Source organism: Pseudomonas sp. GOM7, from assembly GCF_026723825.1.
Taxonomy (GTDB): Bacteria; Pseudomonadota; Gammaproteobacteria; order Pseudomonadales; family Pseudomonadaceae; genus Aquipseudomonas.
Window position 1 is genome coordinate 4,064,996 of record NZ_CP113519.1, and the last position, 18,638, is coordinate 4,083,633.

Here is an 18,638-nt window from a genome sequence, read left to right on the forward strand (position 1 = left end):
ACGTCGAAACGTCAACAGGCCCTAGAACTTCGGCATCCCACCGCCGCCGGGCAGCATGCCGCCCATGCCGCGCATCATCTTGGCCATGCCACCTTTGGCGGTGAATTTCTTCATCATCTTCTGCATCTGCTTGTGCTGCTTGATCAAGCGCCCGATGTCCTGCACCTGGGTGCCGGAGCCCATCGCGATACGACGCTTGCGCGAGCCACTGATGATGTCCGGGTCGCGACGCTCGGCCGGAGTCATGGAGTTGATGATCGCCTCCATCTGCTTGAACTGCTTCTCGGCCGCGCCCTGGGCGTTGCCCATCTGCGAGAGGTTGACGCCACCGATGGACGGCAGCTTGTCCATCAGGCCGCCGAGGCCACCCATATTCTTCATCTGTTGCAGTTGGTCGCGGAAGTCTTCGAGGTCGAAGCCCTTGCCCTTCTTCAGCTTTTTGGTGAGCTTCTCCGCCTTTTCGCGATCGAGGGTCTGCTCGGCCTGCTCGATCAGACTGAGCACGTCGCCCATGCCGAGGATGCGCGACGCGATGCGATCCGGGTGGAAGGGCTCGAGCGCATCGCTCTTCTCGCCCATACCGATAAACTTGATCGGCTTGCCGGTGATATGCCGTACCGACAGCGCCGCACCGCCACGGGCGTCGCCGTCGACCTTGGTCAGCACCACGCCGGTCAGCGGCAGCGCCTCGCCGAAGGCCTTGGCCGTGTTGGCGGCATCCTGGCCAGTCATGGCGTCGACCACGAACAGGGTCTCGACCGGCTTGACCGCCGCGTGCAACGCCTGAATCTCGGCCATCATCTCGGCATCCACGGCCAGACGACCGGCGGTATCGAGGATGACCACATCGATGAACTTCAGCTTGGCTTCGCGGATCGCCGCATTGGCGATGTCCACCGGCTTCTGGCTGGCATCGGAGGGGAAGAAGGTAACACCCAGGTCGCCGGCCAGGGTTTCCAGTTGCTTGATCGCCGCCGGGCGATAGACGTCGGCAGAGACCAGCAGCACCGACTTCTTCTTGCGCTCCTTGAGGAACTTGGCCAGCTTGCCAGCGGTGGTAGTCTTGCCCGCACCCTGCAGGCCAGCCATCAGCACCACGGCAGGCGGCGCGGCGTTGAGTGCCAGATCCTCGTTGGCCGCGCCCATCAGCTCTTCCAGCTCGGCGCGCACGATCTTCACGAAGGCCTGGCCCGGGGTCAGGCTCTTGGACACCTCGGTGCCAACGGCGCGCTCCTTGACCTTGCCGACGAAGTCCTTGACCACTGGCAAGGCCACGTCGGCCTCGAGCAAGGCCATGCGCACTTCGCGCAGGGTGTCCTTGATGTTGTCTTCGGTCAGCTTGGCCTTGCCGGTGACGCTACGCAGCGTCTGGGAAAGGCGGTCGGTGAGATTCTCGAACATGCACGTTCCTTACGAATGGGGTGCGACCCGGCAACCCGGGGTGCGACAGGCGGCCGATTATAGCCAAGTCGCCGCCTCATCGACACCGCCGGCGGTCTTTCGTGCAGGCAGGCATCTGTGCCACACTCAGCGCCTTTCGGGCTCGCCCTACACGGATTTATGCACCCTCTGTTGCCCAGCCTCGCCGCCGCCCTCCTCTATGCCGGCGCCACCGCCTATCAAGGTCTGCGCCTGACCCAGCGCAGCGTCGCCGACAAACGCCTGCTGGCGCTGCTCGGCGTGCTCGCCCTGTGCTTCCACGGGGTCAGCCTGTTCTACCAGTTATTTGACGTGCACGGCCTGAACCTGGACTTCTTCAACGCCGCTAGCCTCATCGCCTGGGCGGTGATCGCCCTGATTCTCTTGGCCTGTCTGCGCATTCCGGTGGAAAACCTGCTGCTGTTGCTCTTCCCCCTGGGCACCCTGACGGTGCTGGCGGCAGAGTTCATGCCCAGCGGCACGATCGATCCGATCGACGAGCACCCCGGCATCCTTGCCCATATCCTGCTGTCGATCCTGGCCTACGGCATGCTCACCATCGCCGTTTTCCAGTCAATCCTGTTGCTGCTGCAAGACCATCAGCTCAAGCACAAGCACCCCTCCGGGCTGATCAAGAACTTCCCACCGCTGCAGACCATGGAGAGCCTGCTATTCGGCTTCCTTTTCGCCGGCTGGCTGCTGCTGTCGCTGTCGCTGCTCTCCGGGGCCCTGTACATCGATGATCTGTTCGCCCAGCACCTGGCGCACAAGACCATCCTTTCCTGTTTCGCCTGGGTGGTATTCGCCGTGCTCCTGTGGGGGCGTCATCAACTGGGTTGGCGTGGGCACAAGGCCATCCGCTGGACGCTGGCCGGCTTCTGCCTGCTGATGCTGGCCTATTTCGGCAGCAAGCTGGTGCGCGAATTCATCCTGCACATCTGAGAAAGCCGTCATGGACGCCCCCCATTCGAGCCACCTGATCGGCCTGCTGATCTTCCTGATCCTCTGCTCGGCCTTCTTCTCCAGCTCCGAGACCGGCATGCTCAGCATCAACCGTTATCGGCTCAAGCACCTGAGCAAGGAAGGGCATAAGGGCGCCAAGCGCGTTGCGCGCCTGCTAGAACACCCCGATCGCATGCTCGGCACCATTCTGGTGGGCAACAACGTGGTCAACATCCTCGCCGCCTCCATCGCCACGGTACTGGCAGTGGAAATCTGGGGCGAAGCGGGTATCGCCATCGCCACGGCCGGCCTCACCATCATCGTGCTGATCTTCGGTGAAATCACCCCCAAGACCCTGGCCGCGCTGCGCCCGGAAATGGTGGCCTTCCCCGCCAGCCGCGTGCTCAGCCTGCTGCAGAGCCTGCTCTATCCGGTGGTGTGGCTGACCAGCGCCATCAGCAACCTGCTGCTGCGCCTGGTTGGGGTCGATCCGTCGCAGCGCGCCAGCGATAGCCTGTCCACCGAGGAGCTGCGCAGCGTGGTGCGCGAGTCCGGCCCGCAGATGTCAGCCAATCGCCAGAGCATGCTGCTGAGCATTCTCGACCTGGAACGGGTCACCGTGGATGACATCATGATCCCGCGCAACGAGGTGGCCGGCATCGACCTCGAGGACGATCTGGAAAGCATCATCGAGCAGCTACGCACCACCCATCACACCCGTCTTCCGGTGTATCGCAGCGACATCAACCAGATCGAGGGCGTGGTGCACATGCGCCAGATCGCCCGCCTGCTCAGCCATGACCAGTTGAGCAAAGAATCCCTGCTGGCAGCCTGCAACGAGCCTTACTTCATCCCCGAAAACACCCCGCTGGCGACCCAACTGATCAACTTCCAGAAGGAAAAACGCCGCATCGGCATCGTCGTCGACGAATATGGCGAAGTCATCGGCATCGTCACCCTGGAAGACATCCTCGAAGAAATCGTTGGCGACTTCAGCAATCAGGACAGCCTGCGCAGCCCCGACATTCACCCGCAGGACGACGGCACCCAGGTCATCGATGGCGCCGCCTACATCCGCGAGGTGAACAAGGCGCTCGGCTGGCACCTGCCCAGCGACGGCCCCAAGACCCTCAACGGCCTGATCACCGAGGCCCTGGAGAGCATTCCCGACAGCGCCGTGTGCCTGAAGATCGGCCCCTACCGCCTGGAAATCCTCCAGGCAGCGGAAAATCGGGTGAAGAGCGTGCGCGTCTGGCAGGCGGAAAAGCTCAGGCCGCAGACGCCAGCAGCGGACTGACACGCAGCGCCAGCCCCTCGCCCCAGCACTGATAGCCCAGCGCCGAAGGATGGCAGCCATCCTCGGCCAGGTAGCGCGCCTCGAACGGCAGATCCAGGGCGCAATGCAGCGCTCCCAGATCCCGCGCCACCCGCTGCAGCTCCTGATCGAGCATGCGCGCCCGCCAGCCCATCAGTTGCCGCAACAACCAGGGCAAGGCGCTGAAGTGCTGCAGCGGCGGCACTGCACTGAACGCCACGCGGCAGCCCTGCCCGCCCAACGCACGGGCCATCCCGGCCAGCGCTTGCATCCAGACTTTGCTCGGCGTGAGGCGAGTGGTGTCGTTGACGCCGAATACCAGCAGCGCCAGATCGGCCGGCTCGCTCAGCGCCTGCGGCAACAGACGCTCATGAGCCTGAGCTGCGGTGATGCCGTTCTCGCCGCAGGCGCGCCAGCGCACGGGGCGCCTCAGGTGCTCGGCGAGGGCTGCCGCCAGGCAGGCGGCCAGGGACTGCTCGAAGTGTGTGACGCCGACACCCGCCACGGTCGATTCACCGACCAGCAGCAGGCGCAAGGGCTCACCCGGCAGATGCGCGGCAGCGACGCCATTCGGCTCGCCCTGCGCAACCGGCAGGCGCAACGCCGTGCGCCGGGTGTGCAAGGCCAGAGGCAGCGCCAAGGGCAGCAGCGGCACCGCCGCCAGCCACCACAGCGCCTGCCGACTCACAACTGGACGCGAACCGCCTGAGCGCTGCGCAGCGCTTTCGCGCGCGCGGCTTCGATGGACTCGTCACGCGCCAGCGCCACGCCCATGCGCCGCTGGCCCTTAACCTCAGGCTTGCCGAACAGACGCAAGGCAGTATCCGGCTCACACAGGGCCTCGCCGAGATTGGCGAAGCTGGCCTGCTGCGAGTTGCCTTCGACCAGAATCACCGCCGAAGCCGACGGGCCCATCTGGCGGATCGCCGGAATCGGCAGGCCGAGAATGGCGCGGGCATGCAGGGCGAATTCGGACAGATCCTGGGAGATCAGCGTCACCAGGCCGGTATCGTGCGGGCGCGGCGATACCTCGCTGAACCACACCTGATCGCCCTTGACGAACAGCTCGACGCCGAACAGGCCACGGCCGCCAAGCGCTTCGGTCACCGCCAGGGCAACGCGCTCGGATTCGGCCAGCGCCTTCGCGCTCATCGGCTGCGGCTGCCAGGACTCCTGATAGTCGCCATTCTCCTGGCGGTGGCCGATCGGTGCGCAGAAGCTGGTGCCACCGGCGTGACGCACGGTGAGCAGGGTGATTTCATAGTCGAAGTCGATGAAACCCTCGACTATCACCCGGCCCTTGCCGGCACGCCCACCTTCCTGAGCATAGTCCCAGGACTTCTGCAGGTCGGCGTCGCTTTTCAGCACGCTCTGGCCCTTGCCGGAGGAGCTCATGATCGGTTTGACCACGCAGGGATAGCCGACGGACTTCACTGCCGCCACGTAGTCCTCGAAGTTGTCGGAAAAGTGGTAGGGCGAAGTGGGCAGGCCTAGCTCCTCGGCTGCCAAACGGCGGATGCCCTCACGATTCATGGTCAACTGCGCAGCACGCGCGGTCGGCACCACGTTGAAACCTTCGGCCTCCAGCTCGACGAGGGTGGCAGTGGCGATGGCCTCGATCTCCGGAACGATGTAGTGCGGTTGCTCCTGCTCGATCACCGCACGCAGAGCCGCACCGTCGAGCATGTCGATGACGTGACTGCGATGAGCCACCTGCATGGCCGGCGCATTGGCGTAGCGATCCACGCCGATGACTTCGCAGCCCAGACGCTGCAGCTCGATCACCACTTCCTTGCCAAGCTCACCGCAGCCACACAGCAGTACACGGGTTGCGGAAGAAGACAGGGGGGTTCCAATACGGGGCATGAGTGTTCCTCGAACAGTGAATCAGGAAGTCATTAAGAGGCCGGAAGCACGCGCGCGCTCCAGGCAGTGTTGCAGCACCACGCGGCGCTCGACGTTGTCCATGCGGCCCCAGCGAGTGATTTCATCCGCCGTGCGCTGGCAGCCGATGCAGATATCCTGCTCGTCCAGGGCACAGACCTGCACGCAGGGCGAACGCACGGGTTTCTCGTCACTCATCGTCCAGTACCAGGTCGCGGGCAAAGCGCTGCGCATTATGAACGTAATGGGCGGCGCTGGCCTCCAGCATCTTCTTCTGCTGCTCGGTCAGCTCGCGCACCACCTTGCCGGGGCTGCCCATCACCAGACTGCCATCGGGAATCACCTTGCCCTCGGGAATCAGGCTGTTGGCGCCGATGATGCAGTACTTGCCGATCTTCACGCCGTTGAGAATCACCGCATTGATGCCGATGAGGCTGTAATCGTCCACCGTACAGCCATGCATCATGACGTTGTGGCCGACGGTGACGCCCTTGCCCAGGGTCAGCGGAAAACCCATGTCGGTATGCATGACGCTGCCGTCCTGCACATTGCTGTTCTCGCCAATGTGGATCAACTCGTTGTCACCACGCAGCACGGCGCCGAACCAGACGCTGGCACCGGCCTCCAGACGCACCTTGCCGATAAGGTCGGCGCTCGGTGCTATCCAGCTCTCGGGGTGAGCCTCGACACGAGAGTTTCCCAGGCGATATTTCATGAGCGTCAGTCCTCAGCGCAGATGGATGAAATGTTCAGGCGGCTGGTGCAGGGAAATCTGTGCGTCGTCGAAAAGCAGGTTGACCAGCTCCACCACCATGATCGCGGTCAGGCCCCAGATGCGGTACTCGTCGTAGGTATAGGACGGCACGTACCAACTCTGCCCGAGATAATCGATGCGATGGGTGACCTCGCGCGGGTCGCTGCGGAAGAACTCCAGTGGCACGGAAAACACCGCGGCGATCTCGGCGTCGTTGGCCTTGTACTCGACGTAGTCGGGCACCAGCCCGACATAGGGCGTGACCCGTATACCATGGCGCGAAACCAGTGGGCTGAGCGGCCCGAGCACTTCCACCAGGCCGGGTGGCAGACCGATCTCCTCCTCGCTTTCGCGCAGCGCGGTATGGATCAGGTCGACGTCCTCGGGATCTCGCCGGCCACCGGGGAACGCCACTTCGCCACCGTGGGTAGACAGGCCACTGGCGCGTAGCGTCAGCACCAGCTCGGGTTCATCACTGCGAGTGATCGGAACCAGCACCGCCGCCTCGGGGAAGCTGCGCTCGGTCTCCAGAAGGCGCGGGCTGTAGCCGCGCAGGCGATGGAGCAACTCGTCCAGCATGGGCATACTCGGAATCTTGTTTTGCCAGGCATCATGGCATGAAAGCAGCCAACCACCCAACCCCGACGACAGGACGATTCAGCCCCGATGGCGGCCTTGCCGGCCACCACGCAGGCCGCCAAGATAGCGCCAGGAAAGAGGACAGCGCATGAAATTCTGCAGCCAGTGCGGCAACCCCGTCACCCATATGATCCCGCCCGGCGATAACCGTCTGCGCCATGTCTGCGGCCACTGCAGCACCGTGCACTACGAGAACCCACGCATCGTCGCCGGCTGCCTGCCGGTATGGGGCGAGCAGGTGCTGCTGTGCCGCCGCGCCATCGAACCCCGTCGCGGCTACTGGACGCTGCCGGCCGGCTTCATGGAAAACGGCGAGACCATCGAGCAGGCCGCCGCCCGCGAAACCCTGGAAGAAGCCTGCGCACGGGTGCGCGCCCTCAACCTCTACACCCTGTTCGACCTGCCACATATCAGCCAGGTGTACATGCTGTTCCGCGCCGAACTGGTGGATCTGGACTTCGCCGCCGGCGAAGAAAGCCTGGAAGTGCGCCTGTTCGACGAAAACGAGATCCCCTGGTCAGAGCTGGCTTTCCCCACCATAGGCCGTACCTTAGAATGCTTCTTCGCCGACCGGCGACAGAACGTCTTTCCGGTGCGCAACGAGCCGCTGGCGCCGCTGCGTGCCCACTCCACACCCCGTTGACCTTTGCGGATACCTTCGATGCGTTGGCTGCTCACCCTGTTTTGCCTGACCCTCAGCCTCAACACCCTGGCCAGCAGCCCCGTCGTCGACGGCAGCCGCACGGTGGACAAGGTGCTGGTGATGAAATCCGAGCGCAAGCTCTACCTGCAGCAACGCGGCGAGACCATCAAGAGCTATCGCATCTCCCTGGGCAAGCAGCCCAGTGGCGCCAAGCAACGCGAAGGCGACCTGCGCACCCCGGAAGGCTTCTACTGGATCGACTGGCGCAAGCCCAGCGACAAGTACCAACTATCGCTGCACATCTCCTACCCCAACGCCCGCGACCTGGCCAAAGCCAAGCAAGCCGGCGTGCCTCCAGGCAGCATGATCATGATTCACGGCACGCCACTGGACGAGGAATATCCGGAATGGTTCTTCCACACCCTGGACTGGACCGAAGGCTGCATCGCCATGAAGAACGACGACATACGCGAGGTGTGGAGCCTGGTCAGGGATGGCACGCTGATCGAGATAAGGCCCTGAGATCAAAGGCCGGTAGGAGCAGAGACGGCATCGCGCTGCTGCCGCCTCTTGGGGATCGACTCAGAACTGCAGGTCGGACAGGCGCCAGACATCGAAGGCAGGCGTCTCGTACGGGTGACTCTTCTTCAGGGCCTTGACCGCATCGTGGATCAGCTCGTCGGCGACGACCATTTCCACCTTCCACTCCGCGACCTCCTCGATTCTGCCAACCTGGCCGATGAATGGCTGACTGCCCTCCAGCGCACGGAACTGACCTCGCCCCAGAACCTGCCAGCAGCAGTGGTCATAATCACCGACACGCCCACCACCGGCGGCAAATACCGCTTTTTTCACCGGATCCAGATGGGCTTCCGGTACGTAGAAACACAGTTTGTACATCAGGCTCTCCGCAAACCACAGGCACTCTTTGACGCCAAGATGATGGCATTTTGCCTCACCCTAATACAGAGACCGCCTTCTAAAAATGACTGACGCGTTGCCGCATTCTGTTTTTTTCGACCGCAACCTGGCCTGGCCTGTTCACTCGCCGCGGAGAAATCGCCGCCACTTGCCACGCCAACCAGGCGCCGAAGGGCTATGGCTGCCGTCGCAATAAGGCAGCTCGGCGGAACGGCCGCAGCGACACAGGAGCAGGTGCTGCTCACGCTCAGGTCGCAGGATCAGGGACTGGCAGCAATGGGGTGTGCAGTCCGGCAGCTCGGGAGAATGACCGCAGCGGCACAGGCGATGAGTTTCACCGGGTTTGACCAGGCGAACTTCGGGGAGGATGGGGCGAGCGTCTTCGGCCATGGCAGCGTAGCCCGGATGAAATCCGGGGAGTGTGGCAGGGATCATTCCCGGATTGCATCCGGGCTACGCGCCCTGCTCCCCTTTCCCGCTTGCGGGAGGAGAGGGTTTGCGCGGGGCACAACACCCTCTCCCGCCCTTCGGGCACCCTCTCCCATGAATGGGAGAGGGTCATCAGAAGGCCGCTACGCGGCCGCTATTAATCCACCCAGACGCGGGCGTTGCGGAACATGCGCATCCAGCCGCCGTCTTCCTGCCACTCGTCCGGGCGCCAGGAGTTCTGCACGGCGCGGAACACACGCTCGGGGTGCGGCATCATGATGGTGACGCGACCGTCGCGGCTGGTCAGGCCGGTGATCCCACGGGGCGAACCATTGGGGTTGGCCGGGTAGGTCTCGGTGACCTTGCCGTGGTTGTCGACGAAGCGCAGCGCCACGGTGCCCGACAGATCGGCCTCGAGCAGAGCTTCCTCGCTCTCGAACTCGGCATGGCCTTCGCCATGGGCGATAGCGATGGGCATGCGCGAACCAGCCATGCCCTGCAGGAAGATCGACGCCGACTCCTGCACCTGCACCATGGCCACACGCGCCTCGAACTGTTCGGAGCGGTTGCGCACGAAGTGCGGCCAGAACTCGGTGCCAGGGATCAGCTCGTGCAGGTTGCTCATCATCTGGCAGCCGTTGCACACACCGAGGGCGAAGCTGTCCTTGCGCTCGAAGAAGGCCTGGAAGCCTTCGCGGGCACGGGCGTTGAACAGGATGGACTTGGCCCAGCCCTCACCAGCGCCGAGCACGTCACCGTAGGAGAAGCCACCACAGGCCACCAGGCCTTTGAACTGCTCCAGGCTGACACGGCCGGCGAGGATATCGCTCATGTGTACGTCGATGGCGGAGAAGCCGGCGCGGTCGAAGGCTGCCGCCATTTCCACCTGACCGTTGACGCCCTGCTCACGCAGGATCGCCACCTGCGGACGCACACCCTTCTTGATGTAGGGCGCAGCGATGTCATGGTTGACGTCATAGCCAAGCTTGACCGACAGACCGGGATTGTCCTCTTCCAGCAGCAGATCGAATTCCTGATCGGCGCACTGGGCGTTGTCGCGCAGGCGCTGGATGCGATAGCTGGTTTCCGCCCACTGACGCTGCAGCAGGCGACGCTCGCCGGTGAACACCGCTTCACCCTGGAAGCTGATGACGATTTCGCCGTTGTTGACCGGCTGGCCGATCACCGCCACGCAGTCATCGAGACCAGCAGCGCTGAACTGCGCCAGCACTTCGGCGGTAGCATCCTGGCGCACCTGGATCACCGCGCCGAGCTCTTCGTTGAACAGCACAGCCGGCAGCTCCGTCACGGCATCGGCCAGAGCATCGAGGCTCAGGGCCAGACCACAGTGACCGGCAAAGGCCATTTCCAGCACGGTGGTCAGCAGGCCACCGTCGGAACGGTCATGGTAGGAAAGGATGTGGCCATCGGCATTCAGGCCCTGCACCACGGCGAAGAAGGCCTTGAGGTCTTCGGCATCGTCGACGTCCGGCACGCTCTGGCCGATCTGCGCATGGGTCTGCGCCAGGATCGAGCCACCCAGACGATTCTGCCCACGGCCGAGGTCGATCAGGATCAGGTCGGTCTCGCCTTTGTCCATGCGCAGTTCCGGGGTCAGGGTCTGACGCACGTCCTGTACCGGGGCGAAACCGGAAATCACCAGCGACAGCGGCGAGGTCACGCTCTTCTCGCCGTCTTCGTCCTGCCAGCGGGTCTTCATCGACATGGAGTCCTTGCCCACCGGGATGGTGATACCCAGCGCCGGACACAGTTCCATACCCACGGCCTTGACGGTGTCGTACAGACGCGCGTCTTCACCTGGATGACCAGCGGCGGCCATCCAGTTGGCCGACAGTTTGATGTCGGAGAGTTTTTCGATGCGCGCGGCGGCCAGGTTGGTGATGGTTTCACCCACTGCCATGCGCCCGGAAGCCGGGGCATCGAGCAGCGCCAGCGGGGTGCGCTCGCCCATGGCCATGGCTTCGCCGGTGTAGACATCGAAGCTGGTGGCAGTCACGGCGCAATCGGCAACCGGCACCTGCCAGGGGCCGACCATCTGGTCGCGCGCTACCAGGCCAGTGATGGTGCGGTCGCCAATGGTGATCAAAAAGCTCTTGCTGGCCACGGCTGGGTGACGCAGCACGCGCGATACCGCGTCCTGCAGATCCACACCAGCAGCGTCGAAGTCATCGCCCTGCTCCGCTTCGCGGCTGACGCTGCGGTGCATGCGCGGTGGCTTACCCAGCAGCACGTTGAGCGGCATGTCCACCGGGGTGTTGCTGAAATGGCTGTCGGTGACGGTCAGGTGGGGCTCGGCAGTCGCCTCGCCCACAACAGCGAAGGGGCAGCGCTCACGCTCGCAGATGGCCTGGAAGCGCTCGAAGTCGGCGGCGTCCACGCTCAGTACGTAACGTTCCTGCGACTCGTTGCACCAGATTTCGTGCGGGGCCATGCCCGGCTCGTCGTTGGGCACGTTGCGCAGCTCGAAGCGACCGCCACGGCCACCGTCGTTGATCAGCTCCGGCAGGGCATTGGAGATACCACCAGCACCGACGTCGTGGATGAACTTGATCGGGTTGGCTTCGCCCAACTGCCAGCAGCGGTCGATGACCTCCTGGCAGCGGCGCTCCATTTCCGGGTTCTCGCGCTGTACCGAGGCGAAGTCCAGATCAGCCGAGCTGGCACCGGTGGCCATCGACGACGCGGCGCCGCCGCCCAGGCCGATGAGCATGGCCGGGCCGCCGAGCACGATCAGCTTGGCGCCGACCGAGATCTCGCCCTTCTGCACGTGGTTCTCACGGATGTTGCCGAGGCCGCCGGCGAGCATGATCGGCTTGTGATAACCGCGCACTTCCTCGCCACGCGGGCTGCTGACCGCCTGCTCGAAAGTACGGAAGTAGCCGTTGAGGGCCGGGCGACCGAACTCGTTGTTGAACGCGGCGCCGCCCAGCGGGCCTTCGATCATGATGTCCAGCGCGCTGACGATGCGCTCGGGCTTGCCGTAGGGCTTTTCCCAGGGCTGGAGGAAGTCGGGGATATTCAGGTTGGAGACCGAGAAGCCGGTCAGGCCGGCCTTCGGCTTGGCGCCACGGCCGGTGGCGCCCTCGTCGCGGATCTCGCCGCCGGAGCCGGTGGAAGCGCCGGGGAACGGGGCAATGGCGGTCGGGTGGTTGTGGGTTTCCACCTTCATCAGGATATGCACGGGCTCGACGCTAGCGCCGTACTCGCGGGTATCCGGATTGGGGAAGAAACGCCCAGCGGTGTGGCCGACAATGACCGAGGCGTTGTCCTTGTAGGCGCTCAGCACGCCTTCGCTGTGCATCTGGTAGGTGTTCTTGATCATGCCGAACAGCGACTTGTCCTGGCTCTCGCCGTCGATGTCCCAGCTGGCATTGAAGATCTTGTGGCGGCAGTGCTCAGAGTTGGCCTGGGCGAACATCATCAGTTCGATGTCGTGCGGGTTGCGCCCCAGGTCATTGAAGCTCTTCACCAGGTAGTCGATTTCGTCCTCGGCCAGGGCCAGGCCGAGGTCCTGGTTGGCCTGCTCCAGCGCGGCGCGGCCACCGCCGAGCACGTCGACGGCGGTCAGCGGCTTGGGCTCGGCGTGGCTGAACAGCGCACCAGCGTCCTCCATCGCGCCCAGCACGAGCTGGGTCATGCGGTCGTGCAGCAGGCTGGCGACGGCGGCGCTGTCGGCCTCGCTCAACTCACCACTGACGTAGTAGGCGATACCACGCTCCAGGCGCTGGATCTTGCTCAGGCCACAGTTGCGGGCGATGTCGCTGGCCTTGCTCGACCAGGGCGAGATGGTGCCGAAACGCGGAATGGTCAGAAACAGCTTGCCGCTGGGCTCCTGTACCGGCACGCTCGGGCCGTACTTGAGCAGGCGGGCCAGCACCTGCTCTTCATCGGCAGTCAGAACGCCGGTGACATCGGCGAAGTGTGCGAACTCGGCGTACAGCCCGGTCACGGCCGGCACCTTGCTGGTCAGTTGCTCGAGCAATTTGCCATGGCGGAAAGCGGAAAGAGCGGGAGCGCCGCGCAGAATCAACATCGTCGGGACAGCCTCTGGAGAAGGGGGTGTGCTTAGAGGCCGTGCATTCTAGCCTAAAGCCGCGCGTACAGCACCCGTGCCAGGAGCTTTGAAGACAAGCGAGCACTAGCAGAGAAGCGCCTCGCTGTCGAGATATGGCACGACCTGCGCTTTGCGTATACTGCGCGGATGTTTGCACGACCTGCGATACGCATGCGTTGCGCCACAAGGCTGTTGGCGATTGGAACCCTCCTGATGCTTGCTGGCTGTGGCGAAGATCACAAGCCCAGCGTACTCGAGCAGGTAAAGGCGGCGGGTGAGCTGCGCGTGGTCACCCGAAACAGCCCATCGACCTACTTCCAGGATCGCAACGGCGCCACCGGCTTCGAGTACGAACTGGCCAAACGCTTCGCCAAGGATCTCGGCGTGGAGCTGAAGGTGGAAACCGCCGACAACCTCGACAGCCTGTTTGCCAGCCTCGGCAGCAAGGACGGCCCGGTGTTGGCCGCCGCCGGATTGATCGACACGCCGCAACGCAAGCGCCAGGTGCGTTTCTCCATCCCCTATCTGGAAGTCACCCCGCAGGTCGTCTATCGCCAAGGCGATACTCGCCCGACCAAGGCCGAAGACCTGGTCGGCAAGCGCATCATGGTCATGGCCGGCAGCAGCCACGCCGAACAACTGGCCGCGCTCAAGCAGCAACTACCGGAGTTGCAGTTCGAGGTGTCCGACGCGGTTGAGGTGGTCGACCTGTTGCGCATGGTGGATGAAGGGCAGATCGACCTGACCCTGGTGGACTCCAACGAACTGGCGATGAACCAGGTGTACTTCCCCAACGTGCGCGTCGCCTTCGACCTCGGCGATACCAACCGCATGCGCTGGGCCGTGGCCGCCGGGGACGACGACAGCCTGCTGCAGGAAATCGACGCCTTCCTCAAACGCGCCGAGAGCAACGGCACCCTGCAGCGCCTCAAGGAACGCTACTACGGCCATGTCGACGTGCTGGGTTATGTCGGTGCCTATACCTTCGCCCAACATCTGCAGCAGCGTCTGCCACGCTACGAACAAATGTTCCGCCATGCCTCGCGCAGCCATCAGGTGGATTGGCGCCTGCTGGCCGCCATCGGCTACCAGGAATCGCTGTGGCAACCCAACGCCACCTCCAAGACCGGCGTGCGCGGCCTGATGATGTTGACCCAGCGCACCGCGCAATCGGTCGGTGTGTCCAACCGCCTCGACCCCAAGCAGAGCATCGACGGCGGCGCCCGCTACTTCCTGAAGATGCACGAACAACTGCCGGAGAGCATCGCCGAACCGGATCGCACCTGGTTCGCCCTGGCCGCCTACAACGTCGGCGGTGGTCACCTGGAAGACGCCCGCCGCCTGACCGAAGCCGAAGGGCTGGATCCGGACAAGTGGGCCGACGTCCAGAAGATCCTGCCGCGCCTGGCGCAGAAGCAGTGGTACAGCAAGACCCGTTACGGCTATGCCCGTGGCGGTGAGCCGGTGCACTTCGTGCGCAACATCCGTCGCTACTACGACATCCTCACCTGGGTGACCCAGCCGCAACTGGAAGGCACGGAAATCGCCGAGAGTGGCATCCACATGCCCGGCATCGACAAGCGCAAGCCGGACGAAGACGCCCCGCCGCTATAACCGTTACAGCAAAGCCTGATTAGCCGCCGAACAACGACTCTGCGCGCGCCGCGCCTGTGGCAAGGCCGCCAGTTTCGATGCGCATTGCGCCTGGCTCGGCACCCGCTCGACCTGAAGATTGGACTTTTCGTCGACGCTGATCAGGTAAGGATGGCTGTAGCGTGCCCGGTCGTTCCAGTCACTGAAGCGCTGCGTAGCGAACACACAGCGATAATCCAGTTGCCCGGTGAAGCCCTTGAAGCGGTCACGCATGAAGATATGGTGATAGCGCTGCCAGTCGCGGTCACGCTGGCCGTCGCGCACGGCCACCTGGCACTCCTCCAGCGTGGTGATCTCCGGCTCGTACAAGAAGACGCTTTGCGCCAGGTTGGAACCGCCCAACTGCACGGTGGCCAGCAGGCATACCTGCCGCTCCTCGGCCAACGCCGGTGCAGCCATGAATGCCAACAGTGCCATCAATCGCTTCATCATCACCTCTCCCTGTAAAAACCGACTCAGCCGCGCCGCGCCTTGAAGAACGCCTTGAGCAGCGCACCACTCTCCTCGGCCAGCAGCCCGCCCTCCACCATCACCCGGTGATTGAGAAAGCCCTGCTCGAAGAAACGCCCCTGACTGACCGCCATGCCCGCGCGCGGCTCGCTGGCGGCGTACACCACCCGCGCGATACGTGCATGCACGATAAGCCCGGCGCACATGCTGCAAGGCTCCAGGGTGACGTACAGGGTGCTGCCCGGCAGGCGGTAGTTCTGCACGCTTTCAGCCGCTGCGCGGATCGCCACCATCTCGGCATGGGCGCTGGGGTCATGGCGTGAGATCGGGCAATTGAAGCCGCGCCCGATGATTTCACCGTCCTGTACCAACACCGCCCCCACCGGCACCTCGCCCAGCTCGGCGCCCTGGCGTGCCAGCGCCAGCGCCGCCTGCATGAAAGGCTCGTCGAGGGATCGGTCGATGATGTGCGGTCTGTTCATGGCTCAGTCAGGTGGCTTCGAGAACGCTGGCGGGTGCCGTTGCCTGTGCGCAATGTACAGACAACGGCGTGGAAAGAAAGCCCCGCCTCACCAACCGGACGGCAATAGCTGCAGAGCACTGAGCACGGCGTACACAGCGCTGGCCAGGTAGATCAGCACGATCATCACCTGCAGCGCCGGATGAGCGATCCAGCCGCATTGCCAGGCCGGCTGCAGATCACCACTGCGGCGCGCCTGGCGCAGCATCAGGATCGGCATGATCGAGAGGATCACGCCACTGAAGGCGCCGGCGAAGTACAGCGCGTTGACGAAGCCGACCATGCCGCTGTACGCCAGCACGAACGGTGGCACGCACACTAGGCCGAGCACCATCAGGCGGGTCTTGGGCTGCGACTCGGCGCCGAGCGACTGGAACTTGTCGAAGATGTTGGTCAGGAAGCTACCGCCGAGGCCCCAGTACGAGGTCATCATCGCGCACAGGGCGAAGGTGTTGGCGGTGTAGAACGCCCATTGCCCCAGCGCCTCGCCCCAGGCCAGGGTGGCCACCTCGGACTGATTCTCCAGGCCGGTCAGGGCGATCACCGAAGCCGGCACGATTGCCAGCAGGACGAAGGTGCTGATCATCCCGGTGATCACCGCACGCGGCAGCAGTTGCGGGCGGTCGGCGAAGCCACGGGCCATTTCCGGCACGATGTACTGCGCCGAGAAGCAGAACACGGCGATGTTGAACACCGGCACCATGTAGACCCAGTCGCCGTCGAGCAGGCGCGCCGCATCGGTGTTCTCGTTGATCAGCGTCGCGACCACCAGGATCAGGATCATGCTGACCATGCCGATGCTGATGAACTTCTCGCCCTTGCCGATGGCACTCAGGCCCAGATACAGCACCAGTGCCGCCGGAGCGAAGAACAGCAGGCTGCCCAGCGCCGGACTGATACCGAGGAACGCCGAGAGAATCTTGCCGCTGCCGCTCATGTAGGCGATCAGCGCACCGATGCTGTTGACCGCTACCGAGAGGAAGATCGCCCAGGAACCGAACGAGCCGACGTAGCGCTTGGCCAGGCCACTGAGCTGGCTGTGCGCACGGGTGCGCAGCGCGGTTTCGGAGACGTAGAGCATGGTGATGGTGGTGAAGATGCCGGCCACTGCCAACCAGAGCAGCAGGGGCGCGAAACCAGCCTTGCGACTGGCATAGGCCATCGACAGCACACCGGCACCGATATTGGTGCCCACGATCATCGCCACGGCCTCGAGGAAGCTCAGGCGCTTGACCTCCAGCCCAGATGCGGCGACCGGCTCGGCACCGGCTTGCCCCGCCACGGAGCGGATCTGCGTTTCACTCATCACAACACCTCTACAACGAAATCAACGTATCAGGAGGGCCTGAACCGAACTGCCACGGCCTTTGTTCTGAACGGTGAACGGGCATTGCGCAAACGAAACGGACATCCAGGCCCCGCCCGGCGACTGCCCGGAGGACGTCCCGCACGCCACCGACCTGAGGCCGGCCGCGAACGGGGCGCGCACCTTACCACAAGGTTCGCGGTGCGCGGGCCAGCAACACGGCCTCAGGCCACCTCGATGGCGGCCATCAGCCCCGTTTCCATATGGTCGATCACGTGGCAATGGAACATCCACACCCCTGGGTTATCGGCGACCAAGGCGATGCGCGCCGTCTCGTTCTTGCCCAGCAGGTAGGTGTCGGTGAAGTAAGGGATGATCCGTTTGCGGTCGGAGTCGAGCACCTTGAACGACATGCCGTGCAGATGGATCGGATGCTGGTACTGAGCCATGTTGCGCAGCACGAAGATGTAGTGCCCACCGCGCTTGAGCGTGGCGATGGGGCGGTCGGCGCAGGTCTTGTCGTTGATGTCCCAGGCCTGGCCGTTGATCTGCCAGTACTTGTAACGCCCAGCCGCCTCATCGGCCGGTGAGGCCAGCGCCGCCGCCCACTCGAAGTTGAAGCGCAGGGTCTCGGCCTTGGCCAGGTCCGGCTCGGCCACCGGGTTGGCCGGCAGCGCTGGCGGCCAGTCACCCGGCACCTGGCTACTGGCCACGCTCTTGATGGTCGCCAGGCGCAGCGGCCCGTTGCGCAGGGACAGTTCCTGGCCGGCAGCCGGCACCTTCAAGGCCAGATCCAGGCGCATGCCCGGCCCCAGCCAGTACTCCTTGCCCAGCGGCCTGGGCTGCACCGGGTTGCCATCCAACGCATAGATGCGCGCCTCGCCGTCCGGCAGGTTGAGGCGGTAGGTGACGGTATTGTCGAGGTTGATCAGGCGCAGGCGCACCACCTGTCCGGCCGGCAGTTCCAGGGTCGGTTTAGGCACGCCGTTGATGGTATCCAGCCGCCCGCGCGTGCCTTCGCGCGCCGCCTGGCGTGGCACCGTGAAGGGCGTGAAGGCGCCTTGCTGGTCGATATGCCAGGTCTTCAGGCTCAGCGTGCGCTCGTGCAGGAAGCCCGTGGGCTCGCGTTCTTCGACTATCAGTGGGCCGACCAGGCCACGGCCGAGCTGCTCGGCGCTGCTGGTATGGGGGTGATACCAGTAGCTGCCGGCATCCGGGCAGATGAAATCGTAGTCGAAGTATTCGCCTGGCAGCACCGGCGCCTGCGACACGTAGGGCACACCGTCCATTGCCAATGGCAGACGAATGCCATGCCAGTGGATGGTGCTCTGCTGCTCCAGCTTGTTGATGAAGCGCACCCGCAAACGCTCACCCTGGCGGCAGCGCAGCTCGACACCCGGCGCCTGCCCGCCATAGCCCCAGGCCGGCGTCAGGTGCCCGGGCACCAGTTCCAGATCCAGCGGTGCAGCGATCAGCTCGTAATCATGGCTGGCGACATGTTCCGGCCGCCCCAGCCAGTACCGCACCCCACCGGCGCCCAGGCCGACCACACCCAGGCCAGCCAGCCCCGCCAGCACCTGTCTACGGGTAAATGCCATCTACGACCTCGACGATTCGTGCGCTTCACTCAGTTGCAATATCTTCTCATTATCGCAAGGGTGTTGCCCAGAATCGCCCCTGTCAGGCAG

Annotated in this window: 18 protein-coding genes; 5 read left to right on the forward strand and 13 right to left on the reverse strand. The window is 64.2% G+C overall.

All coding sequences use genetic code 11. The features are described from left to right. Window positions 1–21 precede the first annotated feature (21 nt). Window positions 22–1,401, reverse strand: a complete 1,380-nt coding sequence (ffh, locus tag OU800_RS17960) for a signal recognition particle protein (protein ID WP_268178702.1) — start codon at window positions 1,399–1,401, stop codon at window positions 22–24. A gap of 159 nt (window positions 1,402–1,560) precedes the next feature. Here ffh and OU800_RS17965 point away from each other — a divergent pair, with 159 nt between their 5' ends. Together OU800_RS17965 and OU800_RS17970 are read left to right on the forward strand one after the other, a co-directional pair. After that, window positions 1,561–2,361 carry a cytochrome C assembly family protein gene (locus OU800_RS17965; protein ID WP_268178704.1) on the forward strand — a complete coding sequence of 267 codons (801 nt, stop codon included), beginning with the start codon at window positions 1,561–1,563 and terminating at the stop codon, window positions 2,359–2,361. A 10-nt stretch (window positions 2,362–2,371) separates the two neighbouring features. Then, a complete protein-coding gene (locus OU800_RS17970) occupies window positions 2,372–3,658 on the forward strand; it encodes an HlyC/CorC family transporter (protein WP_268178705.1) in 1,287 nt (428 codons plus the stop codon). On the opposite strand, the gene OU800_RS17975 is transcribed toward OU800_RS17970, so the two are convergent. Genes OU800_RS17975 through OU800_RS17995 form a run of 5 tightly spaced genes read right to left on the reverse strand, consistent with a single transcriptional unit; the run spans window position 3,630 to window position 6,893 of the window. Next, window positions 3,630–4,364: an SGNH/GDSL hydrolase family protein gene (locus OU800_RS17975; protein WP_268178706.1), complete on the reverse strand. Its 735-nt coding sequence runs from the start codon at window positions 4,362–4,364 to the stop codon at window positions 3,630–3,632. The genes OU800_RS17970 and OU800_RS17975 overlap by 29 nt on opposite strands. Further along, window positions 4,361–5,542, reverse strand: a complete 1,182-nt coding sequence (gene purT, locus OU800_RS17980) for a formate-dependent phosphoribosylglycinamide formyltransferase (RefSeq protein WP_268178707.1) — start codon at window positions 5,540–5,542, stop codon at window positions 4,361–4,363. The genes OU800_RS17975 and purT overlap by 4 nt, the downstream gene beginning before the upstream one ends. A 21-nt stretch (window positions 5,543–5,563) precedes the next feature. Further along, on the reverse strand, window positions 5,564–5,758 hold the full coding sequence (locus OU800_RS17985; RefSeq protein ID WP_268178708.1) for a DUF1289 domain-containing protein: 195 nt from the start codon (window positions 5,756–5,758) through the stop codon (window positions 5,564–5,566). Continuing rightward, entirely contained in the window at window positions 5,751–6,275 is a 525-nt protein-coding gene (locus OU800_RS17990) for a gamma carbonic anhydrase family protein (protein WP_268178709.1), read from the reverse strand. The genes OU800_RS17985 and OU800_RS17990 overlap by 8 nt, the downstream gene beginning before the upstream one ends. A 12-nt stretch (window positions 6,276–6,287) precedes the next feature. Continuing rightward, window positions 6,288–6,893 carry a CoA pyrophosphatase gene (locus OU800_RS17995; protein WP_268184368.1) on the reverse strand — a complete coding sequence of 202 codons (606 nt, stop codon included), beginning with the start codon at window positions 6,891–6,893 and terminating at the stop codon, window positions 6,288–6,290. Between the two features lie 148 nt (window positions 6,894–7,041). Between OU800_RS17995 and OU800_RS18000 the strand changes: the two genes are divergently transcribed. Continuing rightward, window positions 7,042–7,596 carry an NUDIX hydrolase gene (locus OU800_RS18000; RefSeq protein ID WP_268178710.1) on the forward strand — a complete coding sequence of 185 codons (555 nt, stop codon included), beginning with the start codon at window positions 7,042–7,044 and terminating at the stop codon, window positions 7,594–7,596. Window positions 7,597–7,614: 18 nt separating this feature from the next. Beyond that, a complete protein-coding gene (locus OU800_RS18005; protein WP_268178711.1) occupies window positions 7,615–8,118 on the forward strand; it encodes a L,D-transpeptidase family protein in 504 nt (167 codons plus the stop codon). Between the two features lie 60 nt (window positions 8,119–8,178). On the opposite strand, the gene OU800_RS18010 is transcribed toward OU800_RS18005, so the two are convergent. From OU800_RS18010 to purL, 3 genes are all read right to left on the reverse strand, one after another. Beyond that, on the reverse strand, window positions 8,179–8,496 hold the full coding sequence (locus tag OU800_RS18010; RefSeq protein WP_268178712.1) for a Nif3-like dinuclear metal center hexameric protein: 318 nt from the start codon (window positions 8,494–8,496) through the stop codon (window positions 8,179–8,181). A gap of 141 nt (window positions 8,497–8,637) precedes the next feature. Next, a complete protein-coding gene (locus OU800_RS18015) occupies window positions 8,638–8,952 on the reverse strand; it encodes a CDGSH iron-sulfur domain-containing protein (protein WP_330221393.1) in 315 nt (104 codons plus the stop codon). Window positions 8,953–9,103: 151 nt separating this feature from the next. Then, window positions 9,104–13,000 (reverse strand): phosphoribosylformylglycinamidine synthase, encoded by a 3,897-nt coding sequence (gene purL / locus OU800_RS18020; protein ID WP_268178714.1) that lies wholly within the window; start codon window positions 12,998–13,000, stop codon window positions 9,104–9,106. 168 nt (window positions 13,001–13,168) lie between these two features. Here purL and mltF point away from each other — a divergent pair, with 168 nt between their 5' ends. After that, the gene (gene mltF / locus OU800_RS18025) at window positions 13,169–14,635 is read left to right on the forward strand and encodes a membrane-bound lytic murein transglycosylase MltF (RefSeq protein ID WP_268178715.1); all 1,467 of its coding nucleotides are present in this window, start codon (window positions 13,169–13,171) and stop codon (window positions 14,633–14,635) included. A 3-nt stretch (window positions 14,636–14,638) separates the two neighbouring features. On the opposite strand, the gene OU800_RS18030 is transcribed toward mltF, so the two are convergent. The 4 genes from OU800_RS18030 to OU800_RS18045 form a co-directional block, all read right to left on the reverse strand. Further along, window positions 14,639–15,106 (reverse strand): hypothetical protein, encoded by a 468-nt coding sequence (locus tag OU800_RS18030; protein ID WP_268178716.1) that lies wholly within the window; start codon window positions 15,104–15,106, stop codon window positions 14,639–14,641. 23 nt (window positions 15,107–15,129) lie between these two features. Beyond that, complete coding sequence (gene tadA, locus OU800_RS18035) at window positions 15,130–15,606, reverse strand: tRNA adenosine(34) deaminase TadA (protein ID WP_268178717.1); 477 nt, start codon at window positions 15,604–15,606, stop codon at window positions 15,130–15,132. A gap of 87 nt (window positions 15,607–15,693) precedes the next feature. After that, window positions 15,694–16,950 carry an aromatic amino acid transport family protein gene (locus OU800_RS18040; RefSeq protein WP_268178718.1) on the reverse strand — a complete coding sequence of 419 codons (1,257 nt, stop codon included), beginning with the start codon at window positions 16,948–16,950 and terminating at the stop codon, window positions 15,694–15,696. A gap of 224 nt (window positions 16,951–17,174) precedes the next feature. Further along, the gene (locus tag OU800_RS18045; RefSeq protein WP_268178719.1) at window positions 17,175–18,548 is read right to left on the reverse strand and encodes a multicopper oxidase family protein; all 1,374 of its coding nucleotides are present in this window, start codon (window positions 18,546–18,548) and stop codon (window positions 17,175–17,177) included. Between the last annotated feature and the right edge of the window lie 90 nt (window positions 18,549–18,638).